This is a genomic window from Teredinibacter purpureus (assembly GCF_014217335.1).
Taxonomy (GTDB): domain Bacteria; phylum Pseudomonadota; class Gammaproteobacteria; order Pseudomonadales; family Cellvibrionaceae; genus Teredinibacter; species Teredinibacter purpureus.
Window position 1 is genome coordinate 3390875 of sequence record NZ_CP060092.1, and the last position, 21214, is coordinate 3412088.

The 21214-nt window shown below is 45.3% G+C and carries 14 protein-coding genes; 11 read left to right on the plus strand and 3 right to left on the minus strand.

What is annotated here, in order from left to right:
* Nucleotides 1-30: 30 nt before the first annotated feature.
* Nucleotides 31-363, plus strand: coding sequence for a hypothetical protein (locus H5647_RS14810; protein WP_045859653.1), 333 nt, complete (start codon nt 31-33; stop codon nt 361-363).
* 406 nt (nt 364-769) lie between these two features.
* On the opposite strand, the gene trmH is transcribed toward H5647_RS14810, so the two are convergent.
* On the minus strand, nt 770-1477 hold the full coding sequence (gene trmH / locus H5647_RS14815; protein ID WP_082087074.1) for a tRNA (guanosine(18)-2'-O)-methyltransferase TrmH: 708 nt from the start codon (nt 1475-1477) through the stop codon (nt 770-772).
* 518 nt (nt 1478-1995) lie between these two features.
* On the opposite strand from trmH, the gene H5647_RS14820 reads away from it, so the two are divergent.
* The 4 genes from H5647_RS14820 to H5647_RS14835 all read left to right on the plus strand — a co-directional run bounded on the left by H5647_RS14820 (nt 1996) and on the right by H5647_RS14835 (nt 10345).
* The gene (locus tag H5647_RS14820; protein ID WP_045859654.1) at nt 1996-4734 is read left to right on the plus strand and encodes a PD-(D/E)XK nuclease family protein; all 2739 of its coding nucleotides are present in this window, start codon (nt 1996-1998) and stop codon (nt 4732-4734) included.
* Nucleotides 4735-4737: 3 nt separating this feature from the next.
* Nucleotides 4738-8247: a UvrD-helicase domain-containing protein gene (locus H5647_RS14825; protein WP_045859656.1), complete on the plus strand. Its 3510-nt coding sequence runs from the start codon at nt 4738-4740 to the stop codon at nt 8245-8247.
* A 152-nt stretch (nt 8248-8399) separates the two neighbouring features.
* The gene (locus tag H5647_RS14830; protein ID WP_045859660.1) at nt 8400-9467 is read left to right on the plus strand and encodes a 3-deoxy-7-phosphoheptulonate synthase; all 1068 of its coding nucleotides are present in this window, start codon (nt 8400-8402) and stop codon (nt 9465-9467) included.
* Between the two features lie 467 nt (nt 9468-9934).
* Nucleotides 9935-10345 (plus strand): hypothetical protein, encoded by a 411-nt coding sequence (locus H5647_RS14835; RefSeq protein WP_052692092.1) that lies wholly within the window; start codon nt 9935-9937, stop codon nt 10343-10345.
* Between the two features lie 109 nt (nt 10346-10454).
* Here H5647_RS14835 and nfuA read toward each other — a convergent pair whose 3' ends face one another.
* On the minus strand, nt 10455-11039 hold the full coding sequence (gene nfuA, locus H5647_RS14840) for a Fe-S biogenesis protein NfuA (protein ID WP_045859662.1): 585 nt from the start codon (nt 11037-11039) through the stop codon (nt 10455-10457).
* 407 nt (nt 11040-11446) lie between these two features.
* Between nfuA and metH the strand changes: the two genes are divergently transcribed.
* From metH to H5647_RS14870, 6 genes are all read left to right on the plus strand, one after another.
* The gene (gene metH, locus H5647_RS14845) at nt 11447-15148 is read left to right on the plus strand and encodes a methionine synthase (protein WP_045859664.1); all 3702 of its coding nucleotides are present in this window, start codon (nt 11447-11449) and stop codon (nt 15146-15148) included.
* Between the two features lie 164 nt (nt 15149-15312).
* Nucleotides 15313-15615, plus strand: coding sequence for a hypothetical protein (locus H5647_RS14850; protein WP_045859666.1), 303 nt, complete (start codon nt 15313-15315; stop codon nt 15613-15615).
* Nucleotides 15616-15681: 66 nt separating this feature from the next.
* Nucleotides 15682-15915, plus strand: coding sequence for a DUF2970 domain-containing protein (locus H5647_RS14855; protein ID WP_045859668.1), 234 nt, complete (start codon nt 15682-15684; stop codon nt 15913-15915).
* A 679-nt stretch (nt 15916-16594) separates the two neighbouring features.
* The gene (locus H5647_RS14860) at nt 16595-18259 is read left to right on the plus strand and encodes a nitrite/sulfite reductase (protein ID WP_045859672.1); all 1665 of its coding nucleotides are present in this window, start codon (nt 16595-16597) and stop codon (nt 18257-18259) included.
* The gene (locus H5647_RS14865; protein ID WP_045859675.1) at nt 18243-18746 is read left to right on the plus strand and encodes a DUF934 domain-containing protein; all 504 of its coding nucleotides are present in this window, start codon (nt 18243-18245) and stop codon (nt 18744-18746) included. Before H5647_RS14860 ends, H5647_RS14865 begins: the two co-directional genes overlap by 17 nt.
* Before the next feature lie 195 nt (nt 18747-18941).
* Nucleotides 18942-20108 (plus strand): cation:proton antiporter domain-containing protein, encoded by a 1167-nt coding sequence (locus tag H5647_RS14870; RefSeq protein ID WP_045859676.1) that lies wholly within the window; start codon nt 18942-18944, stop codon nt 20106-20108.
* Here H5647_RS14870 and sohB read toward each other — a convergent pair.
* Nucleotides 20105-21199 (minus strand): protease SohB, encoded by a 1095-nt coding sequence (gene sohB, locus H5647_RS14875; RefSeq protein WP_045859677.1) that lies wholly within the window; start codon nt 21197-21199, stop codon nt 20105-20107. The genes H5647_RS14870 and sohB overlap by 4 nt on opposite strands.
* Nucleotides 21200-21214 lie beyond the last annotated feature (15 nt).

Sequence of the window (21214 nt, forward strand, 5' to 3'; positions counted from 1 at the left end):
ATTAAAGTTAAGACAGGTGAGCGGTACAACATGAATCGAATAAACATAGCTGAGGCAATACATTCATTAGAAGAATTATTAGCTGCACTGAATAACGCCTACTGGGAAACCAGCGATATTCATCGTAAAGATTGTATGTTCGACTTAGTAACTACCCTATTCGGTGAACTCAACGAACTGGCAAAACTTAGTATTTCTGACCACGCTATGACCTACGAGCCTGTAACAAGTGCTTTTCATTCGAGCAATGCCAATTTAAGACAGATTCAAAATAATATTGAAAAATGGTTTCCGCGCACAACGACGGCAAAACAATTGCAAACCGCTATTCCGCCTGTAGTCAATTTGTTTGAATTTAACTGAAAACTCTCTAGGCACTCTTTAGGCATTATGCTCTGACATAATGCCCCGTACCGCCAAACCGGCCCCCTCCATCGCCTTCGTATTAAAATGGCTAAATACCCGCTAACCGGCCAGCCTGCGGCAATGCTAACTCGCACCTTTTTATTGTAAAAACATATAGCTTTGCATTTAAAATAGAGATCCAACTATTAAGAAATGATTTAAAAATAAGCCGCCTTAAAAGTGGAATTACACGAAATATCACCGATACTTGTATGTACCGGCATCACTCATCCCCCCAAGTGTCAGTGTTACCGGTAGAGCTCCTGTAGCTCGTTAAGGATTTATTCCTTAATGTTTCACTCCTAATGGTCCTGGCCCGGCGCTCTCCCCCCAGAAACGCCGGGCTTTTTTTATTGTCAAAAATTTACCTGTCACTTTTCTCTCGAGTAGCGATTATACGCCTTGCGTTTGCATACCATGCCGGCGGGTTTTCTAATTCACCGTCATCTCTAAGCTTCGGGTATTCAAGGTTGTGCTGTTTACAATAGGCTGTTATTTTTGGGTGAGCCCAATGCATAAAACGATCGTCATAAAGACCTTGCTCAAGGCGGGGTATGTCGTACAAGCCTGCTTCTGTGCGCTGTCGATGCGCCTCCATTAGAATGACGGCCGACGCTACCGACACATTAAACGATTCAACCATTCCTACCATCGGCACAACGATATTGTGATCCACCTCACCACGAGCATAAGCACTCACACCGTTAACCTCAGCACCCAACAACAATGCCGTCGGTTTGGTGTAATCTATTTGCCGAAAATCAACAGATTGTTCACACAGGTTTGCCGCGATAACCTGAAAGCCCACATTTTTTAATTGGCAAATGGGTTCGCTTACCGTTGAATAGTGCTTCTGCTGAACCCACTTGTCTGCACTAGCTGCTGCACCACTGTACGTTTGATAGCCGAATTCAGGCATAACGCAATGGATGGTATCCACCCCTACCGCATCACATGTGCGTACAATGGCGGAGATGTTACGGCCTTTATGGACTTCGTCAGTAATCACGGTTAAGTCTGGCTGGCGTTGATCTAGCACAGAACGGATTCGCCGAAGGCGCTCTGGGGTCATACGAGACTCTCCTATCGTTATTTTCGGCAAGAATAGAGGTTCTCTGACTTAAAATAAAATAATCTAAGGCCATATTTCATTTATAAGTCATAAGTGTTCATAAACATGCCAATCAAGACGTGTAGGTTGTCCACATTTCCTGTGGATAAGTTAGTGGATAGAGCTTGGGAAAAACCTTAAGAAGCCCAGAAATACTCGACGCCTTTCAGATTGATCATTTTGCGATCAATTTCTATTTATTGTTATTTATCAATAAGTTAGGGGCTTTACCAAGGCTTTTTTGCTCTCTACGTGCGGTTTTTGTGCAATGTGGCGCAAATTTCTACAGGTAATTTTATGGGTGTGAATAAAACGTTAGTCGCTACTTACGCTCTAGGGCTCATAGTCACACAACTGAAATAAACCAGCTAAAGATGTGGCGTATATTGCTGCGGTAATTTGCGCCAAAGTATTTCGTTATAACCCTGTAATTTTTATTCTCTTTAATTAAGCCAACTACACGCTTGAACAATACATTTATGAAACCCATCGAACAAATCGTAATAACGGCGAATGACCGATTACAACGACATCTTGTCTCCACGTCTTTAGGCGGCCTGTTACCCCGTACAGCATCGGTAACCCCAGCCGCCAATATTGTGAGCCTGGAACGCTGGTTTAATGACATTTGGTTAACGCTACAAGATAAAGCTTACCCTGGTACAGACAAACGCCTACTCAACGACCACGAAGAGTACTTTCTCTGGCTACAAATACTGAACAACCCTGATTTTGAACAACATTTAGAACTGCACGGTATTGCGCTGGGCTCGCTCATCAATAAAAAGCAAATGATTGAGCAGCTTATGCAAGCGCGTTCATTAATGGCGCATTGGCAGCTCAACGATAATGACCTTAACGAATTCAATAATATTGAAACCAAGTTCCTAGCCTCTAGCCTCGATTACTTAACTCGCTCACTTAATCTGTGCAATGGCCTATTGAAAGATGACGCCATCCAAATTGTGGGTGACGCTATACAGAACAACGGTATAAACAAGCCAGCGTCCATACGGCTGCATGGCTTTGTAGAGCTTAGCCCTCTTTGGCAACAGAATTTATCCGCTCTAAGTACAGATATTCAACTAAAGCAGTACATTCAACCGTCTAACGCTACAGCGCCTATCACTCAATATTCGTCGCTTCAACAGGAAATAGAGCATGCTGCGCAGTGGTGTCAATCGCTACTCGGTGAATTGGAGCCAAACGAACAAATAGCTATTATCGTACCCAATCTCGCTACGATACATACAGAGATTGAACAAGGTTTTAACCGCGTTTTTGACCCCGGTTTTATCACCAATCTTGACGCCGAATTTGCGAATGTACCTTATGATATTTCACTGAGCCACATGCTTAGTGATGAGCCTATTATTCATGCCATTTTTGAGCTAGCCAATTTTGCTGAAAACCGGCTAGAACTCGAGTTAGTTCAAAAACTCAATCTCTGTCGCTATTGGGGGCTGGGAAGATCAGAAGCGAGGCATAGAGTTAGCCAACAGCTAGCGCAACGACTTAGCTTTGATGTGTCAAATGCTGATTATATTGATTTACTCTCCTCTGTAGAAACCGCCATAGCTCGAGAAAACAATGAGCACCCTTTTGATCATGATCGCGTATCCACGTTCAGAAAAGACACTCGACAACGCTATCAATCGTTTGATTTGAAAGACGGCAAAAAGGTTATGTGCTCGTTACTCGAAAATTTAGGCTGGCCGGGGCATGTCACACTCAACAGCCGAGAGTATCAAGCCGTACAAAATTTTATGGCTTTACTCGACAAGCTCGCGGGTTACGCTTCGCTATCGGCGCACTCGAAACAGACTCGATCAAACGGCAGAATACGCTTTAACGCGTTTATGAGCCTGCTAAAAGATTTAGCCTCCAAGACATCATTCCACGTGCAACTACCCCCTCGCCCCATACAAGTACTCGGCCTTATGGAGGGGGCGGGAATGCAGTTTGCGCACTGCAGAATGATCGCCATGACCGCCGCTAATTTTCCTGCGCCCCCTCAACCCAACGCGCTAATTCCCTATCACTTGCAAGATAAGGTAAAAACGCCTCGCTCTACGCCTGAACGAGAACTCGAATATGCGGAGAGCTTGCTGTGCGCCTACCAAGAATGTAATCCCGCGCTTGAATATAGTTTTCATTTGTACGACACCCAAGATCAGCCCCAAGAACTAAGCCCTATCATTCCGCAACATAATGCGCAATTAACGCCTATAGAGCCTGACCACCTATCTAACCTCATCGATGCCTATGTCACTAACGCAGCTAACGCAGCTACGCACTACGAAACTATTGACGTTACCTACACCACCCCCTACCCACTCAATAGCGTCATTGATGGCGGGAGCTACCATCTCCAGCTCCACATCGCCAACCCCTATTACGCCTTTGCAACCTACCGCTTAGGTATCCCTAAAAATGTTGAACCCCAATTTGGTTTTCCTGCGTTTATTAAAGGCACCTTGATCCATCAGCTATTGGCGCTTTTTTGGGAGGACTGCCAAAACTCTGATAATTTGGCTGCAAAATCTAATGACGACGTTCAGACATTTTTGAAACGCCATTGCGATGACATCATTCATCAGCATATTTATCGACATCGCTTAAGCATAAGCGGTGACTACCTAGAGGCGTACAAAACCCAGATATGTTTACTCGTTAACAACGCCATACAAATGGATAGAGAAAGAGGAGCCTTTTGCGTACTGGCCATCGAGTCAGACGCGACCGCAGAATTCCTTGGATATCAGTACAGGCTTAAGCTCGATCGGATAGATAAAATTGGTGATGAAACATTCGTCATCGACTACAAAACCGGCTCGAGTAACTTAGCTAATATACAAAAACAGCTGCTTAGCGAGCCACAACTTCCGCTCTACGCCTGTATAGACACTACAAACCCGCACGCAGCTATAGGTTATTGTGAGATAAGGCCCAATCAATGTCGTTATCTTGGTATTGGAGAGCTCGCAACACCCGTACACGGTATTCACCCCCCCGCTACGCTCAATCGCTATGAGTTACCCGCAGATTGGACACAAACTTATACTTGGTGGACATCTATTTTGGAACATTACACTCACACGCTTGCCACGGGCTACAGCGTCAATATTGAACGCAATCCTGTCATCGTGAATTATTACACCCACTTAGCCCCCAGCACTAGATTCGTCGGCCAATCTGCCACCGAGCCGTCGGAGTAACTTATGACGACAAAACCTATTGATTACGCGGTTAGAGAAGCGGCACTGGATATTAGCGAGTCGTTTGCAGTATCGGCCCCAGCCGGTTCAGGCAAAACGGGATTACTGACACTGCGAGTACTTAACCTACTCGCTTACAGCGATAAACCCGAAGAAATTTTATGTATTACGTTTACCCGTAAGGCCGCACAAGAAATGCGCGAGCGAATTTTGGGTGCACTGACGGAGGCTCAACAGCTAAGTCACTACGATATTGATCGCCTTGCTGACCCGCATAAGCGCCAATTAATGCAGCTCGCAAAAAAAGCAGCCGACAACAATCAACAACGTAACTGGCAATTGGAGAAAATGCCGTTTCGGCTAAAGGTGTTAACCATTGATGGTTTTTGTCGAACGTTAACGCAACAAATGCCACTGATGAGTAAGATGGGGGCCAACCCCGCCATTAGCGAGGACGCCACCGCAGCGTTTAGCGCGGCCGTTCGCTCGCTGCTTGAGGATTGCCATTCGCATGGCTGGCCAAAGGCTCTGCACACACTGTTCAACCATTTGGGTGGCGATTTAGATCGATTAGCCAGTTTGCTCGTTTCACTACTCTATACCCGCGATCAATGGCTGCCCCTCATATATCAATCGAGCAACCCAACTAATGAGCAAGCCATACGTAACCTGCTGGAAACCAACCTGCAGCGCTGGGCGTGCGACATACTCCGCGAGCTTGAAGAAGAATTAGCTCCGTATGAAAGCGACTTGTGTGAACTGCTCGATTTCGCGGGCACTAACATGCAAGAAACAGACGCAAGCTCAGCTATAACCGTCTTAGCGGGGGTGACCTGCTTTCCTGATGCACATAATACTCAGCACGCATTGACCACTTTCTGGCAACCTTTCGCAAAGTCTGCGTTAGCATCGTCGACGCAGACATTTCTAAAACGCGTCGACAAACGTCACGGTTTTCCAACCGGCGACAAACTACAAAAAGCGGAATTTACAGCGAAGAAAAAACGTTATGTTGCCCTTTTAAATGAGCTCGCTACTCAGCCGAGTATCTTAGACAATCTCGTCTTAATATCGTCATTCCCTTCACTCGAGTACTCACAAAAGCAATGGGCGGTACTCTCTGCCCTAATGGCGCTGCTGCCTTTACTCGTTGCACATTTAAAGCTGATATTTCAACAATCTGGCGCTGTCGATTTTGTCGAGGTTTCAGAAAGTGCTCGTACCGCATTGGGTGGGTTCACTAACGTTACCGATTTATCACTGAAACTCGACTACCAGCTAAAACATATTTTGATTGATGAATTTCAAGATACTTCTCATTCACAATTGTCGTTATTACAACTACTCACCCGCGAATGGGATTCAGACCCAGACAAAACGCTGTTCGTCGTGGGTGACGGCATGCAGTCTTGTTACGGTTTCAGAAACGCCAATGTAGGCATCTTTTTAGATGTACGCCAAAATGGTCTCGCTGGAAAGCCCTGTGCGAGCGTTGACCTTAGTGTTAATTTTCGATCGACCGACACCATCATTCAGTGGGTTAACGAACATTTTCAAGCTGCATTCCCTCAAGAGGACAATATAACGCTCGGTGCCGTGCGCTATACGCCCTCGTCAGGCTTTAATTCCAACACAGAAATGGCCGCTGAAAAAACAACAAACGCCGATACGAGCTATGTTCGTGCAGTCGGTTTTATCGATCAAGAAAACCGACTGACAGAAGCGCACTACATAGCAACGGAAATTGAAGCACTCTATTCACGCTTCCCTAACGACAGTATCGCCATTTTGGTGCGCGGGAGAAGCCACCTAAACGCTATCCTACCCGCGTTAAGCCAACGTAATATTGCTTATAGTGCCGTCGACATCGACCCACTCGTTTCTCGTCAACACATCCAAGATTTATTGGCGTTAACGTTGTTACTCGAAGATCCCTCGTCGCCAATCCACTGGCTGACACTATTGCGCAGCCCTTGGTGTGGTCTCAACAACATCGACCTTCTGTCATTGTATCGCCCCATAAACATTGACGAAAAACACTCGTCCATCGTGTATAGAATTGAACTAGCGCTCAAAAACAATACACTTTCCAGCGACGGGCTAGCGTGTTTAGAACGTTTAGCCAATGGCGTTCTGCACGCGAGCAATCAATATCAGCGACGCTCCTGCAGAGAACTTGTAGAAGCCTGCTGGCTCCGCTTGGGCGGGCCAGAAACGCTCGAGAATGAAACCCATCAACATGATGCTAATGCTTTTTTCTCGCTATTAAGTCGTCACTCATCTCATGGGGGTATCGACGACCCTAAACAATTTGTACGGGCCTTACAAAAATTATATGCGCAACCCGACATGACTGAAAATGCCGTTCAAATACTCACTATGCACAAATCGAAAGGATTAGAATACGATACGGTTTTTCTACCCTCTCTAGACAAACAAAGCAGGGGCGATTCAGCTGAGCTATTTTACTGGCACGAACGCCTAAACACTGAACACAACATCGATTTGTTACTTAGCCCCATTTCAAGTTCAGATGCTGATAAAAAAGATCCACTGACCGCACTTTTAGGCTCAGAATCTAAGCGACGCAAAACACTAGAAGAATGTCGGCTTCTCTATGTAGCCTGCACAAGAGCAAAACACCGCTTAGTGTTAACGGCCAATCTTTCCAGTGACGATAAATCCGAAGAAACAGACGCAGTAAAACCGCCCATTAAATCGTCCATGCTCGCTAAGTTATGGCCTACCCTGCAGTCAACACTGGTGATGGAGATCAATTCTGGTACAGCAACGCAACCGGTACCGGTACCGGAAGGCTCGGCGCACGCACCACAGAACCAGCAAATCCCTCGGTTACCACTAACGCCCCCGTCAGAAATATTACAATTCGAAACGCATCATAACTGGCTGCCAGAGTCTTACGATAACACCGAGCTTAGTGTATTTGACGGCGCGTATGACACCCACCTGCACGCTGCTGCAACGGGTACGGTATTACATAGAATATTGTGCCAACTTCAAAAAGACGGGTTAGTCGAGTGGGATCAAGACCGTATAAGCCAGGCCAAGCCCTTCTGGGCCGCGCAGCTATCTCAACTAGGTGTTCATTCGAATATCATTCCACCGGCACTTAACCTACTAGCAGACACGGTACGCACCGTTTTACAAGATCCCAAAGGTGTATGGGTGTTGAGCAACGAACATCACGCAAGTGAAAGTGAATATCAGCTTCATTACGGGCAACCACCAAAACTTGCAATTGTTGACCGAACTTTTATTGATAAAGAAGGAACGCGCTGGATAATTGATTATAAAAGCACCGTCCCAAAAGAAAATATTGAGTTAGAAGCCTTCTATGCAGCAGAAATTGCCCGCTATAAAACCCAGCTCGCTTTTTATACGGGATTATTACGACAACTGGATAAAAACACGCAACGTAAAGAGGTAAAGCAATACAAGGCTGCGCTTTATTTTCCTCGGCTCTGTGAGTTGGTCGAAGTTAGCTTACCCTGATAGATCTTATAGTTTGTTACTTTTTATCGGCCTAATCACCCAATTTGCAAATTGAATCCAGTACAATACGGACACAATGATGATCACCAGCTGAGTACCGCTGACGCGTTTTCGAAGCTAAAACCCAGTAATGAATGAACTCGGATACACCTATGTCAAATATCCAGGATTTAAATGTAGTTTCTCAGGAAGTATTAGTTACGCCTGCCCAGTTACAAGAAAAGCTCCCTCTTACAGAGAAAGCTTTAAACACCGTAAATTTGGGCCGCGAAACGGTACGTAATATTTTAGATGGTAGCGATCCACGATTAATCGTGGTTATCGGCCCCTGCTCTATCCATGACCCAGAAGCTGCAATGGATTATGCTCGCCGCTTAAAAGTACTGGCCGAGAAGGTTAAAGACTCGCTATACATCGTTATGCGTGTCTATTTTGAAAAGCCTCGTACAACAACAGGCTGGAAAGGGTTGATCAACGACCCCCATATGAATGACTCCTTCAAAATTGGCGAAGGCTTACACGTAGGTCGTCAATTATTACTCGATATCGCCGAATTGGGTTTACCTACTGCCACCGAGGCACTCGACCCTATTTCTCCGCAATACCTACAAGATTTAATTACGTGGTCTGCTATCGGCGCACGTACAACCGAATCTCAAACACACCGTGAAATGGCTAGCGGTTTATCCTGTGCTGTTGGCTTTAAAAATGGTACCGACGGTGGCTTAACTGTTGCAATCAATGCACTTCAATCAGTCTCCAGTGCTCACCGTTTTCTCGGCATCAACAAACACGGCTCCGTATCTGTTATTACAACGCGCGGTAATGCCTATGGACACGTTGTATTAAGAGGCGGTAATGGCAAGCCCAATTACGACTCTGTCAGTGTTGCAATATGCGAGAAAGAGCTTATTGGCGGTAAAGTCGCCAACAACATTATGATCGACTGCAGCCACGCTAACTCAAACAAAAATCATGAGCTCCAACCATTAGTAATGGATAACGTAACCAACCAAATACTGGAAGGCAACAAATCCATCATGGGCGTTATGATTGAAAGTAACATTGGCCCAGGCAATCAAAAAATACCCGCAGACTTGAGCGAATTAACGTACGGCGTATCGGTAACCGATGCCTGTATCGACTGGGAAACCACCGAGACAGTTATCTTAAGCTCCGCTGAGAAGCTTACTTCCGTACTGCCGAACCGAAAGCGCTAAACCACGACACACCTAACGAGAACGGGCCTACATGGCCCGTTTTTTGTGCTCATCGTTTTCTTATAACTAACCTTCCGTTGCCTTTGAGGAACAGCCTCGCCCACTCTATACCCCCTCCCTTCCTGTTAAAACCTAGAAATGACTTTACAAATAGGGCCTAACCCCCTGTTATTATTTGCATTAACCGAAACCACTGAGCGACCGAGATAGACAGTAACACCACCAGCAGTATACCGTTCCTTTCTTAACGTATAATAAACACTCATTTTTTGATCTAAACCAGCCAAAAGTAGTGGATTTACGCGCTAGTTGCTGTTAATTTCTCATTAGCATAACCGATGGGTGACCACTAATAGGTTTAGTTATGGTATTTATCGGCTAAAGCGAAACAAACAATAAAAATCAATTCATCAGAAAAGATACAACAAGGAGTGTGTCAGTTCTCAACAAGACTACGGGGTACGCTCATGACCACCCTCACGGAAAAGAACTACACAAGAACCACGGCGCCCATATCCCAACCTTTTGGCGAGCTTTACGATACCGTTGCAGACTGGTTTGATATCCGCGTCGCGGAAATGTCTGGGTTCGACTACGTATTTGCACCAATGGAGCTTTGCGATCAAATAACCGACTTTGTGACACTGCAGGAGTTTCTTCAGAACGTTCAGACAGTCATCCACTCCGAAGCAGATCGAACAATCTTAATTGGTTTTTGCCGAACTGAAGACGGCGCCATTGAAATGGACCGCTATGATGTTGAATGGGCAAATGACATGATTATCGACTGCAGACGATCAGCCTTAAACGGCACGCCACAGTATGAATTCGTAGAGATGATGCTGAAACACAGCGAAAAATTAATTAACGACGTCTAAATACTGTGTACACCGACAAAGTAACAACGCTGGTTGTCGGTGTACATCTCTCCTTTACTCACAAAACACCTCATTGCTGAAGAAGTGTCACCATCCCCTAAACTAACAGTTAGTAGTAAGCTTGAGACTTATCCGTATGGTCTGTAACGTCTTTTACCCCTTTTAACTCAGGAACTTTAGCAACTAAAGATTTCTCAACGCCCTCTTTTAACGTCATGTCGACAGCACTACACCCCTGACAACCACCGCCAAACTGTAAAATGGCATAATGATCCTCGGTCACCTCAACCAAACTAACATTACCCCCATGAGAGGCTAACCCGGGGTTAACTTCATTGTGGAGAACGTAATTTATTTTGTCTTCAATAGGGCTGTCGTCACTTATTTTCGGCATTTTAGAGTTTGGCGCTCGAATAGTAAGCTGCCCACCCATCTTATCGGAAGAGTAATCAACCTTTGCTTCATCAAGAAATGGCACGCTTCGACCTTCAAAATAAGCCGTAAAGCCGTTCAGATCGAGCGTAATGTCATCATCAATTTCTTCACCTGGGCGGCAATAAGCAATGCACGTTTCAGCTTGCGGAGTGCCCGGGCTAGAGACAAACATTCTAATCCCAATACCTTCGCATTCTTGCTTATCAAGAAGCTCTTTAAGATAGCTTTGTGCCGATGGCGTGATAGTTACATTTAACATCGAAGTCCCTAAAATGGCCAGGTTAATACCCGAGTGAATTAGTAGGGTATGGTAGCCGAAATCCCCTTCAATGAAAATGTAAAATAGTCCTTCTCTGTACTGTCGTACATAACCACACCCCCAAAATACTACCCACTCACAAATACGAGTTCCTTTATCGAGCGGGCGCAGAGGCTTAATTTAATTACAACCGAGGTGCCGCGGTTACACCCGAATCACTTATACTTACGCCCGCTAGCCGCAGGCGCGAGCCTAATCAAATAGGCGTGTGATTTAAACGTCAATCTGGTAGCATTCACTACCCAACATCTATATCAATATATTTCGATATAGATGTTGGGGCGGCAATACGGCCCTAGCCCGTCAAAAATTTCATTTTCACTTACTACGTTTGTCACAGGTAACTTATGTCTCCCGAACAACTGAAACGCGCTGAATTACTCCGCACGGCATTAAAAGACAGAATTCTCATCCTTGATGGTGCGATGGGTACAATGATTCAACGGCATAAGTTGCAAGAAAACGACTACAGAGGCGAGCGCTTCGCAGCACATCATAAAGATTTAGGGGGTAACAACGATTTACTCACCCTCACTCAACCCAACCTTATTCGTGATATCCATAAAGCCTATCTAGACGCTGGCGCCGACATATTAGAAACCAATACGTTTAATGCTACGCAGGTTTCGCAAGCCGATTACGATACCCAGCATATAAGCTACGAACTAAACGTACAGGCAGCCAAACTAGCCCGAGAAGCCGCCGACGACGCAACACGCCAAACACCAGAAAAACCGCGATGGGTTGCCGGTATTATTGGGCCAACCAGCCGCACTTGCTCTATATCACCAGACGTAAATGACCCCAGCGCACGAAACGTTACGTTTGAAGAGCTTGTTGAAAACTATTCAGAATCTACCCGCGGGCTTATTGAAGGCGGCGCCGATATTATCTTGATCGAAACGATTTTCGATACACTCAACGCTAAAGCCGCTATCTTTGCCGTTAAATCGGTTTTTGTCGAGATAGGTTCAGAACTTCCCATAATGATATCGGGCACAATTACAGACGCTTCTGGGCGCACCTTATCCGGCCAGACCACAGAAGCCTTCTACAACTCACTTGCCCACGCAGACCCAATATCAATCGGCCTTAACTGTGCGTTAGGCGCTAAAGAGCTAGAGCCTTACGTAAAAGAGCTATCGCGCATAGCAAACTGCTTTGTCTCGGCTCACCCTAATGCTGGTTTACCAAACGAGTTTGGCGAGTACGATCAAACCGCAAATGAAATGGCCGAAATTGTCGCCGGTTTTGCGGAGAAAGGTTACCTTAATATCATTGGCGGGTGCTGCGGCACGTCTCCTGAGCATATTTCCGCTATAGCAAAAATCGTTACCCCTTATTCGCCACGAAAAATTGTTACCCCGCCCTCCGCCTGCCGACTATCAGGCCTAGAACCGTTCAATATCAACACCGATTCTTTATTTGTAAACGTAGGCGAGCGATGCAATGTCACCGGATCCGCTCGATTCAAACGTTTAATTCTTGAAGAGGATTACAATACCGCGCTAGAAGTTGCACAGCAGCAAGTGGCCGAAGGCGCCCAAGTAATCGACATAAACATGGACGAAGGCATGCTCGATGCCGTCGCGGCCATGACCAAGTTTTTAAACTTAATTGCCGGCGAGCCTGATATTGCACGCGTGCCCATAATGGTGGATTCGTCCAAATGGGAGGTTATTGAAGCTGGATTACGCTGTATACAGGGCAAACCCATTGTTAACTCCATTAGCCTTAAAGAAGGCGAGGCTGAATTTTTGGAGCGTGCCAAATTATGTCGGCTTTACGGTGCTGCCGTAATCGTGATGGCATTCGACGAAAAAGGCCAAGCCGACACTGCCGCTCGAAAAATCGAAATATGCAAACGCTCCTACGACATCCTCACCAAAGAGGTGGGATTTCATCCAGAAGATATTATTTTTGACCCTAATATTTTTGCGGTTGCAACAGGTATAGATGAACACAACAATTACGCCGTAGACTTTATTGAAGCAACCCAGTGGATACGAAAAAATCTACCGGGCGCAGGTATTTCCGGTGGTGTTAGTAATGTCTCTTTTTCCTTTCGTGGTAACAACCCTGTTCGAGAGGCCATTCACTCCGTCTTCCTATATTACGCCATTCAAGCTGGAATGAGCATGGGCATTGTCAATGCCGGACAACTCGCCATCTACGATGACCTTCCCGAAGAACTACGCAAACTCGTTGAGGACGTTATTCTCAATCGGACACCCGAAGGCACAGAAGCGTTGCTCGCTGTCGCAGAACAATATCGTGGTGACGGCCAGACACAAGCAAAAACCGAAAATCTCGAGTGGCGGGAGCTTCCCGTCAACAAACGATTAGAGTACGCACTGATAAAAGGCATCTCTAACTTTATCGACGAAGACACGGAGGAAGCTAGGCTCAACACCAATCGCCCTCTTGATGTAATCGAAGGCGCTTTGATGGATGGCATGAACGTCGTCGGCGACCTATTTGGCTCAGGAAAAATGTTTTTACCGCAGGTCGTAAAATCTGCTCGCGTGATGAAACAAGCGGTGAACTGGTTACAACCTTACATTGAAGCTGAGAAAACAGGCGAGACTCAATCGAACGGTAAGATTCTGATGGCCACCGTTAAAGGCGATGTTCACGATATAGGCAAAAATATTGTCGGTGTCGTACTTCAGTGCAACAATTTTGAAATTGTCGATCTAGGTGTAATGGTACCCTGCGAGAAAATACTGGAAGTCGCCGTACAAGAAAAATGTGACATCATTGGGCTTTCAGGTTTAATTACACCATCCTTAGACGAAATGGTAACTGTTGCTAGCGAAATGGAACGTCAGAACATTAACCTGCCACTTATGATTGGAGGTGCAACAACATCAAAAGCGCACACCGCCGTCAAAATCGATCCTAAATACACTCTAAACCAAGCTATCTATGTTGCGGACGCCTCTCGCGCAGTAGGTGTAGCGTCCAAAATAATGTCTGACGACGCGCGCCCTGCCTTCTACGAAAAAACACAGGCAGATTACGAAAAAGTCCGTGAGCGCAGAAGAAATCGTACGTCTGTACGTAAACCTATGCCCTACGCTGAAGCCGTTAGCAACAAAACACAGCTGGAATGGAATAATTATAAGCCGACAACGCCGCAATTTATCGGCACCAAAATAATAGAAAACTATCCGCTTGAAAAACTACTACCCTTCATCGACTGGACGCCCTTTTTTATCAGTTGGGATCTTAGTGGTAAATACCCCGCTATCCTTACCGATAGTGTTGTTGGTGAAGCCGCCACACAGCTATTTGCAGACGCTCAAGCATTACTAAAAGAGATTATCCGCAACCAATCATTACGCGCCAGTGCGGTTTATGGTTTCTGGCCCGCCAATACAGTTAACGACGATGATATCGAAGTTTCCGATAGCGATGGAAACGCTATAGCAACCCTGCACCATATTCGCCAGCAAATAGACAAAACGGATAAGGGCAACCCGTTAACCTCTCTCGCTGACTTTATTGCCCCTAAAACCGCAGGCTATACAGACTATATAGGCGGATTCACGGTTACTGCCGGCATAGGTGCCGACGAACTCGCAAAACACTATCAGGATAAAGATGATGACTATAACGCCATCATGGTAAAAGCACTGGCAGACCGGCTGGCAGAGGCGCTAGCAGAAACCCTACACCAACAAGTGCGAGTTGACGACTGGGGGTACGTAAATAATGAGAAACTCAGCAATACTGAACTCATCAAAGAAAAATACCAAGGTATTCGTCCAGCACCGGGTTATCCGGCTTGTCCTGACCATACCGAAAAAGGCACATTATTTACACTGCTACAATCGGAAGAATCCATTGGAGTATCACTTACCGAACACTTTGCCATGTATCCGGCCGCATCGGTATCAGGCTGGTATTTTGCCCACCCTGACGCTCGCTATATTAACGTAGGGACCATTACGCGAGATCAAATAGACTCCCTCGCTAAGCGTAAAGGTATGAGCATTGAAACACTCGAAAGATGGTTACAATCGATCCTTCATTACGACACCTAGACAAGCCCGTGAGGCAAAAGCAGAACAAGTAAAAACACCCGCCAAAACACACTAAAGAATGGGATTTTAATCACACAAAACCCATTCTTTAGTGCCCAATCCAGATATACACCTACAATCAAGCTAACCTATTTTGTAGAAGTAACTAACTGGAATCATTGCTCATGTACCCTCTTAAAACGGCAACCTGTCACGTCATCCTCTCGATTTTAATTAGTGTAAGCCCACTTTCTTATGGTCGTGATGCCAACTCTCATATGATGACCCAAGAGCAAGCGCTAGCCGTGATTAATGAATACAAATCGTTGCGCACTACCTGCTCAGACACAAAAGACAAGGCGCGTAAAAACTGTTTTAGTGAATTAAAGGAAGCGAATAAACTCTATACCGTAGCAAAAAAGATGTTGGCGAAAGCAAACGCCACCTCTACACAGCAGGGGCTGCATTACGTAAGTTTTACACAATAGAAATTGGGGTTTGAGGTAATCTCTGGCACTATGAGCGCTTCAATTTAAACGTGCGCAGCTTTTTCTATGTCCAGCAACCCCGAAAAACAATCAGAACCCACAGCCACGGAGCAGCCTCGGAAGCTTAGTTTTTTAAGATTGATGCTAACGGCATTTGCGGCTGCATTTGGTGTGCAGAGCAACAAAAATAGAGAAGCCGATTTCGCCCAAAAAAGCATTGTTCCCTATATCGCAGCAGGCGTAATTTTTACCCTATGCTTTATGATGACGCTTGTTTTTATCGTTGCTATGGTTGTTTAACTCCAACCTATCACGCATAACGCTTACATAAAAAAAGGCCCCACTCAAAGAGCAGGGCCTTTTTAGCCTTTCCATACCAAGCCAACACTTATAGCGTACAACACGGTAGGACTCATCCTGTATGGGCTAAAACTTATTGTCCGCTAATCCAGAATACGCAAGTAGTAACGAAGATCAAAATCAACGCAACTGCAGCTACAGCATCTGCAACACTGTCACCTGTTTCCATCATTTGAATGTCATCTTCCACCGACTCCCCCTTGTTATTCTCATGTAGAGTACGATTTATAAAACGAACATGATTCACATATAAGAACTGTTCAACGAAGCTCTATTCAAGCGTAAGTGGGGCAAATTGGCAAGACCCTTTGAAGAATTATCACCATTAGTTCTAAATAAAAGTGCCATTTAACTGATTATCCCTACTTTAAGCCCCTAAACCGACCCGCATCCAGTCGACTATTGACTATTTTCTGGTCAACCAGAAGCACACGCACCATCCTATCTTTCCAGAGGCTCGCAGGCGACGATCAAATCCTGTATCCTTGCGCTCTTTTTTATTGGCAGTATTTACGTTTTAACCACGTAGATAATGGGTATACAAGCCCTCTCTAAATTTACGTGTATAACGGTAATACGTCTTTACCACTATAACCCGATAATCAGGTAATGCTATTCAATGTACGTTTACGACGAACATGACCATAAAATCATCCGTGAGCGCGTAGCCCAGTTTAGAGGTCAAACAGACCGTTTTTTGGCTGGTGAACTAAAAGAAGAAGAATTTCTCCCGCTACGCTTACAAAATGGACTTTATATTCAGCGACTAGCGCCAATGCTTCGAATTGCAGTGCCTTACGGCATGCTTAATTCCAAGCAGTTACGTAAAGTTGCCCATATCACGCGGCTTTACGATAAAGGCTATTGCCACTTCACTACGCGTCAGAATATACAGCTAAACTGGCCGCAGCTTGAACAAGTGCCCGATATTCTGGCTGAGCTTGCAGACGTTGAAATGCACGCGGTTCAAACAAGCGGTAACTGTATTCGCAATGTGACTTCTGACCAATTCGCTGGTGTGGCACAAGATGAAATTATTGACCCTCGCCCCTATTGCGAGATTATTCGTCAATGGTCTACATTCCACCCAGAATTTGCCTTCTTGCCACGTAAATTTAAAATTGCTGTTTCAGGCACTGAAGAAGATCGCGCAGCTATCCATTTTCACGATATCGGCTTACAACTAGTCAAACAGGAAAATGGCGCAATCGGCTTCACCGTTCTCGTCGGCGGTGGACTCGGCCGAACACCGGTGATTGGCAGTATCGTCCGTGAATTTTTACCGGAACAAGATCTGTTAACCTATCTAGAAGCAATATTACGGGTCTATAACCTACATGGCCGCCGCGACAATAAGTACAAGGCGCGCATCAAAATATTGGTGAAAGCAAAAGGTGTAGAAACCTTTGCCAGCATGGTTGAGCAAGAGTGGAAACTCATACAAGACAGCCAAACGCTTCTTACTGATAAAGAGATTAATCGCGCTAAAAGTTTCTTTACTGCACCGGAATACGCTATTTTCGATGCTGACGAGAGCCAAGCGTTGCTTTCAGAGCAAACGGCCAACAACAAAGCATTTTCCAATTGGATTAACCGAAACGTCACAGGCCACACAAAGCCCGGTTACAACGCTGTAACTTTATCACTGAAACCCACAGGGGTAGCACCAGGCGACGTTACTGATACTCAGCTAGAGGCTATAGCAGACCTTGCCGACCGTTATTCGTTTGGTGAAATTCGCACAACGCACGACCAGAACGTTGTACTAGCCGATGTAAAAACTCAAGAGCTTCAAAACCTTTGGGCTGAACTTAAAATATCAGGTTTTGCAACGCCTAATATTGGCACGCTTACCGACATGATCTGCTGCCCTGGCGGCGATTTCTGTTCGTTAGCGAACGCTAAATCTATTCCTGTTGCCGAGGCTATTCAACGTGAGTTCGACGACCTTGACTACCTCTACGACCTAGGCGACCTCGCCCTTAATATATCAGGCTGTATGAACGCCTGCGGCCACCATCATATTGGCGATATAGGCGTGTTAGGTGTTGATAAAAAAGGCCTCGAATTCTACCAAGTACAGCTGGGCGGAAATTCAAAAAATGATGCTGCACTCGGTAAAGTACTAGGCCCGTCTTTTTCTCGCGACCAAATGCCAAGCGTTATTCGCAAGCTAATCGATGTATTCGTTGAGCAACGAATCGAGGGCGAAGCCTTTTCATCGACGTATCGCCGTGTCGGAATAGATTCATTCAAGGAGCGCGTATATGCCAAAGCTAATTAAAAATGGGGAGGTCACGGAGAACCCGTGGGTCACATTAACCTCAGAGGAAGTTGTAGGCGCAAACCTTGCTTCGGGCCAATGGCTCATACCGCTAAGCGACTATTTGACGTTTGTGGAAAAGAAAAGTGCCGAGCTTGCAAACTGCTCACCGTGGATCAGTACCGATTTTGACCTCTCAAGCCCACACTTAGAGATTGCACTTCAACATGCCTCTCTAATAGGTATCGAGTTTCCAGCGTTCACCGATGGACGCGGTTTTTCTCTCGCACGCACCATTCGAGAGCTTCATGAATTCAAAGGCGATTTGCGAGCCGTTGGCAATTTTATTGCCGACCAAATGTTTTTCTTAAGTCGATGCGGCATTTCAAGTTTCGCTGTAAATGACGACATTAGCACCAATACCGCGCAAGAATGCTTAGCTGATTTCTCCGTTAGGTATCAGGCAGGTATAGACGAGCCTCAGCCTCTCTTTAGACGTAGAAGCTAACGCCTTTTCACGCGCCTTCGTTTTCTTTACGAACAAAGGCGCGTATATTCCTCCTCCTTCTTTTTCAGTACTCCTCTGCAATATTCCACTCAACACTACCACCACTTCAGTGCTAGACTAATAGGGTATGAATACACCCTACGGCTGATGAATATCAGTGCCCCACTCCCCTAACGAACAAAAAGCAACTGACTTATGGAAGGCGGAATATTTAGCGCTTTTTTTGCCATTTTTTGCGGCGCAGCGGTTCTCGCCTCAGTTGCACTTTATACCCGCCAACCTCTTTTAGTTGCGTACATCGCGTTAGGTGTCGCACTCGGCCCTTTCGGCTTCTCTGTTATTGAAGATATCTCTCACATTGCGGAAATGGCAGAGATTGGCATTATATTTTTACTTTTCTTGCTTGGCTTGGATATGCAGCCACGCGCCCTGCTGGCTGTTTTAAAAAGCGCCACTCATATCGCCATTATCAGTAGTGCTGTGTTTGCGTTAATCGGTATAGGTATTGGGCTTTTATTTGATTTTACCCTAATGGAGTCGGTCGTTATTGGTATGGCCTCAATGTTCTCCAGCACCATTATTGGCATAAAACTCCTACCAACAACGGTATTGCACCACAAGCACACCGGCGAACTAATGATCGGCTTACTATTGCTTCAAGACTTTATCGCAATTTTTTGTTTGATGATTCTTCTAAGCGGTAAAAACGGTGAGCTAGACTTCAAGTTGCTCGGCTTTGCTGTCGCAGCCCTTCCTGTATTAGTGCTTTGCGCCTTTCTATTTGTAAAATTTATACTAATCAAATTAATCACTAAATTTGATCGCTTTCACGAATATATTTTTCTTGTCGCCATAGGCTGGTGCTTGGGTTTAGCGGAGCTAGCGGAGCTATTAAATCTTTCAGCCGAAATTGGGGCGTTTATTGCGGGTATCTCAATAGCAACCAGCCCAATTGCGCAATACATTGCCCTTAACCTTAAGCCTCTACGCGATTTCTTTTTAGTTTTGTTCTTTTTCAGCTTAGGCGCAAGGCTAAACATTGAACTACTGCCACAAGTGCTTTTTGCTGCAAGCGTGTACGCTATCGCTATGTTAGCGGCCAAGCCTTTAGTGTTTTATGGTTTACTCAGGCAGCAAAGTGAAAAACCCGCGCTCGCGTGGGACATAGGCTTTAGGCTGGGGCAGATCAGTGAGTTTTCACTGTTGATAGTATTTGTTGCCTTGAGCACAGGATTGATTGGGGAAAAAGCATCACTTCTCATTCAAAGTGCAGCGATATTTAGCTTTCTAATATCGAGCTATATCGTTATCTTCAATTTCCCCAACCCGATTGCCGTTGCTGACAAACTTCGGCGGGACTAACTCATTATTTTGTTGTTCAGTTTGGTCAGTGTTTTGTTCACTACACTATCAAAGGCCACCGCCACACTTAAACCAAGTTTCTCAGGCAACGTTTTCTTTTCTATATAGTTAATTTCAAACACGTCCGCTTCCGAGCATGCATCCATTAAATATTGATCAGACGTCTGAATTTCATCAACCAAATTCTTAGCCAACGCTCGCGACCCAAACCAAATTTCACCCGTAGAGACTTCATCTACATCCACCGCTTTGCGATTTTCATGGATAAACTCTTTAAACAATACATGGGTGTCTTCTAAATCTTCTACGAATTTCTTACGACCCTTATCGGAAATTTCACCAAACATAGTGAGCGTACGCTTGTACTCGCCCGCCGTCAGCATTTCGTAATCAATATCATTCTTTTTAAGTAAACGATGAAAGTTAGGTAGCTGTGCCACAACGCCAATCGAGCCAATTATAGCGAAGGGAGCACTAATAATTTTATTCGCCACGCATGCCATCATATAGCCGCCACTCGCGGCTACCTTATCAACGCAAATAGTGAGAGGAATATTTTTATCAGTGATACGCGTTAATTGGCTAGAAGCCAAACCGTAGCTGTGCACCATGCCACCTTGACTTTCCAATTTCACGACGACTTCATCGTTTTCTGTGGCAAGCGCTAGTATTGCCGTTACAATTTTTCTTAGCTCTTCTGTTGCCGATGCTTTTATATCACCATCGAACTCCGTTACAAACACGCGCTTTTTGGCGACTTCGGCTACAACTGTATTATCACTTTCAACGGGCTCCTTTTTTGATTTTTTAGCCGCTTTTAGTTTTTCTTTCGCGACTTTCTTTTCCAACTTCGCATCAGCTTTACGCTTTTTTTCTTCCAGCTTAAGGTCTGACTCATCCAACACTACAGACTTTATACCTTCAACAATATCGTCAAACTTTTCGTTTAACATAGTCACTTCTATATGACCTTTACCTTGGCCCTGCGACTTCATGCTGGACGCCGCGACTACAACAACAATAGCCACTATAGCCACAACTAACGTTATGCTCTTGGCTAAAAACATGCCATATTCAAATAAAAATTCCAAAATCCCACTCCAATT

Coding starts and splice junctions, on each gene's coding strand:
- H5647_RS14810 (WP_045859653.1), top strand. CDS start 31: ATGAATCGAATAAACATAGCTGAGGCAATACATTCATTAGAAGAATTA.
- trmH (WP_082087074.1), bottom strand. CDS start 1,477: ATGACCCCAGAGCGCCTTCGGCGAATCCGTTCTGTGCTAGATCAACGC.
- H5647_RS14820 (WP_045859654.1), top strand. CDS start 1,996: ATGAAACCCATCGAACAAATCGTAATAACGGCGAATGACCGATTACAA.
- H5647_RS14825 (WP_045859656.1), top strand. CDS start 4,738: ATGACGACAAAACCTATTGATTACGCGGTTAGAGAAGCGGCACTGGAT.
- H5647_RS14830 (WP_045859660.1), top strand. CDS start 8,400: ATGTCAAATATCCAGGATTTAAATGTAGTTTCTCAGGAAGTATTAGTT.
- H5647_RS14835 (WP_052692092.1), top strand. CDS start 9,935: ATGACCACCCTCACGGAAAAGAACTACACAAGAACCACGGCGCCCATA.
- nfuA (WP_045859662.1), bottom strand. CDS start 11,039: ATGTTAAATGTAACTATCACGCCATCGGCACAAAGCTATCTTAAAGAG.
- metH (WP_045859664.1), top strand. CDS start 11,447: ATGTCTCCCGAACAACTGAAACGCGCTGAATTACTCCGCACGGCATTA.
- H5647_RS14850 (WP_045859666.1), top strand. CDS start 15,313: ATGTACCCTCTTAAAACGGCAACCTGTCACGTCATCCTCTCGATTTTA.
- H5647_RS14855 (WP_045859668.1), top strand. CDS start 15,682: ATGTCCAGCAACCCCGAAAAACAATCAGAACCCACAGCCACGGAGCAG.
- H5647_RS14860 (WP_045859672.1), top strand. CDS start 16,595: ATGTACGTTTACGACGAACATGACCATAAAATCATCCGTGAGCGCGTA.
- H5647_RS14865 (WP_045859675.1), top strand. CDS start 18,243: ATGCCAAAGCTAATTAAAAATGGGGAGGTCACGGAGAACCCGTGGGTC.
- H5647_RS14870 (WP_045859676.1), top strand. CDS start 18,942: ATGGAAGGCGGAATATTTAGCGCTTTTTTTGCCATTTTTTGCGGCGCA.